This is a genomic window from Candidatus Sulfotelmatobacter sp. (assembly GCA_035498555.1).
In the GTDB taxonomy this organism is placed as follows: domain Bacteria; phylum Eisenbacteria; class RBG-16-71-46; order RBG-16-71-46; family RBG-16-71-46; genus DATKAB01.
The window spans coordinates 1-2716 of sequence record DATKAB010000137.1 but is presented as its reverse complement, the minus strand read 5'-3'; the positions used below and the strand labels follow the sequence as shown (position 1 = coordinate 2716).

The window sequence follows — 2716 nt, the reverse complement described above, 5'->3', positions numbered from 1 at the left end:
CCAGCGTACCGCCGAGAGCCGCTGGGTCGCCCCGACCCCCATGATCGAGGTCGAGATCACGTGCGTGGTGGAGACCGGGAAGCCGAAGTGCGCCGTTCCCAGGAGAACCGCGGAAGCCGCCGTCTCCGCAGCGAATCCGTGTACCGGGGTGAGCTTCACGAGGCGCATGCCCAGGGTTCGGATGATCCGCCGCCCGCCGGAGTACGTGCCCAGCCCGATCACGACGGCCGAGGCCAGCTTCACCCAGAGCGGGACGTCCGCGGTCGGGATCTGGCCCGCGGCGAAGAGCGCCAGCGTGATCACGCCCATGGTCTTCTGGGCGTCGTTCGAACCGTGGCTGAACGCCATGAACGAGGCCGACACCAGCTGGGCCAGCCGGAAGCGCCGCTGCAGCACGCCCGGGTGCGCCTCCTTGAAGATCCACAGGATGACGACCATCAGGACGATCCCGACCGCGAAGCCGATCAGCGGCGCGCAGACGGTCGGGATCAGCACCTTCTCGAGGATCCCGGCCCAGAGCACGTTGGAGGGACCCGAGGTCGCGAGCACCGCGCCCGCCACGCCGCCGATCAGGCAGTGCGACGACGACGACGGCAGCGCCCACCACCAGGTGAGCAGGTTCCAGGCGGTCGCGCCGATCAGTCCGCCCAGCATGACGGGCGGGTTCACCGCGCCCGCGTCGACGATGCCCTTGGCCAGCGTGGCCGCGACGTTGGTCGAGACGAGAGCGCCCACGATGTTCAGCGCCGCGGCGGCGAGCAGCGCCACGTTCGGCGGCACGGCGCGGGTCGAGATCGACGTCGCGACCGCGTTCGCGGCGTCGTGGAAGCCGTTCGTGTAGTCGAAGAACAGCGCCACGGCGACGACTGCGACGAGGAGCCCTTCCATCAGGTGTTCTCGAGAACCACGCCCTCGATGACGTTCGCCACGTCCTCGCAGTAGTCGACCGCGCGCTCGACGTCCTCGTAGATCTCCTTCCACTTGATCAGCATGCGCGCGTCGTTCTCTTCCTTGAACAGCCGGGCGGTGGCGCGGCGCAGCACGCGGTCGTTCTCCTTCTCGACCTGCTTCACCGAGCCGCACAGCTCGCGCATGCGCGTCGCGTCGAGCCGGCCGCTCAGCGCGTCGACCGCGGTCTTCAGCGCCTCGGTCGCGCGCACCAGGTTGGCGCCCATCTCGATCACCTCGGGCGTGGGCCGGCCGATCTCGTACAGCCACACGCGCTGGGCCGTGGCCTCGACCGAGTCGACGATGTCGTCCAGTCGGCTGGAGAGCTGGTGGATGTCGCCGCGCTCGATCGGCGTGACGAAGGTCGAGTGCAGGGTCTCCATCGTCTCCTGGCAGACCCGGTCGGCCTCGTGCTCGACCTCGTGGACCCGATCGTAGCCCTCCTTGCCGTTCGCCGGCTGGGCCAGGAGCGCTGCCAGCAGCCGCGCGCCCTGGACGCACAGCTCGGCGTGGCGCGAGAACAGCACGAAGAACTCGGACTTTCGGGGCAGCAGCCTGGCGAGCATCGGAACCCCCCTTCGTTGGGCGGCACCGTACTAACACATCCCGCGCGAGTCGGGGTGGTCCGAACGCCACCTCGGAGGAACCCGATGCCGCTCTCGATGCACGCCGCCAGCAGCCAGGTCTTCACGCGCACGCTGCAGAACATGCTCGCCTGGCTCGACAAGGCCGAGGCGCACGCCGCCGCGAAGAAGTTCGACGCCGCCAGCTTCCTGACCTGGCGGCTCACGCCCGACATGCTTCCGTTCACGCGCCAGATCCAGATCGCGAGCGACACTGCGAAGCTCTGCGTCGCGCGGCTCGCCGGAGTCGAGGCGCCGAAATGGCCCGACGACGAGAAGAGCTTCGCCGAGCTGCGCGCGCGCATCCGCAAGGCGATCGACTACCTCCAGTCGGTGCCGGCGGCGAAGCTCGACGGTGCGGAGTCGCGCGAGATCGAGCTCCCGCTCGGCCCGGGCCGCACGATCAAGCTCAGCGGAGAGGCGATGCTGGGGGGCTTCTCCCTGCCGAACTTCTTCTTCCACGCGACGATGACCTACGCATTGCTGCGTCAGGGCGGCGTCGAGCTCGGCAAGATGGACTACCTGGGGGCGGTTTCGTAGCGCGCGGGTCTCGGCGTTCGGCCGTGCTCGTGCCGGTGGTGCACGTCCGGCCAGTGCGGGTGGCTGTGCTCCAGCCGCGCGTGGCGGTGCGCGTGGGTGTGCCGGAGCGAGGCCAGCTCGCCGGGGTGGGAGTGCCCGTGGTGGCCGTCGTCGTGGCGGTGGCTGTGGGTGTGCTCGAGCGGCTCGTGGCCGAGCTTCGCTCGGCCGGGCCCACTCAGTGCGGGTTCTCGTAGAAGATGTAGTTCGAGGCGAAGTCGCTCACCTCGAAGTAGAGCTTCTTCTCGCCCGGGTCGGCCACGTAGTTCTGGTTCTCGTCGAGGACGCCCCAGCCGTAGCGGTACGGGCGCGGCAGGTCGTTGCCGTGCGAGGTGCCCATGCTGGTGGTGAGCTTGTCGATCTTGATGAAGCGCATGACCAGCTTCTCGCCGGCGTAGAAGTCGAGGACGCCGTTGTCGCCGGTCCAATTGAGGACCGAGCGGCCGAGCCGGTTCTGGCTCTCCTGGGTGCAGCTGGTGGCGCCGAGCGCGAGAAGCGCGAGCGCCAACCGGAGCGCGAAGCGGGATCCCATCTCGTTTCTCCTGCCGCGAGGTGCGGCCGGGACGAGG

At 69.2% G+C, this 2716-nt stretch carries 5 protein-coding genes; 2 read left to right on the top strand and 3 right to left on the bottom strand.

What is annotated here, in order from left to right; translation table 11 throughout:
* A partial coding sequence (locus tag VMJ70_11580; GenBank protein ID HTO91761.1) for an inorganic phosphate transporter occupies positions 1-888 on the bottom strand: 888 nt, incomplete at its 3' end.
* A complete protein-coding gene (locus VMJ70_11575; protein HTO91760.1) occupies positions 888-1514 on the bottom strand; it encodes a DUF47 family protein in 627 nt (208 codons plus the stop codon). The genes VMJ70_11580 and VMJ70_11575, both read right to left, overlap by 1 nt.
* 84 nt (positions 1515-1598) lie before the next feature.
* Between VMJ70_11575 and VMJ70_11570 the strand changes: the two genes are divergently transcribed.
* A complete protein-coding gene (locus tag VMJ70_11570; protein HTO91759.1) occupies positions 1599-2111 on the top strand; it encodes a DUF1993 domain-containing protein in 513 nt (170 codons plus the stop codon).
* A gap of 23 nt (positions 2112-2134) precedes the next feature.
* Positions 2135-2344 carry a hypothetical protein gene (locus tag VMJ70_11565; protein ID HTO91758.1) on the top strand — a complete coding sequence of 70 codons (210 nt, stop codon included), beginning with the start codon at positions 2135-2137 and terminating at the stop codon, positions 2342-2344.
* On the opposite strand, the gene VMJ70_11560 is transcribed toward VMJ70_11565, so the two are convergent.
* Positions 2326-2716 (bottom strand): hypothetical protein (locus tag VMJ70_11560; protein HTO91757.1); only part of this gene is annotated, 391 nt, incomplete at its 5' end. The genes VMJ70_11565 and VMJ70_11560 overlap by 19 nt on opposite strands.

Bases quoted from the DNA above. Each gene is read 5' to 3' on its own strand.
- VMJ70_11575 (HTO91760.1), bottom strand. From the start codon at position 1,514: ATGCTCGCCAGGCTGCTGCCCCGAAAGTCCGAGTTCTTCGTGCTGTTC.
- VMJ70_11570 (HTO91759.1), top strand. From the start codon at position 1,599: ATGCCGCTCTCGATGCACGCCGCCAGCAGCCAGGTCTTCACGCGCACG.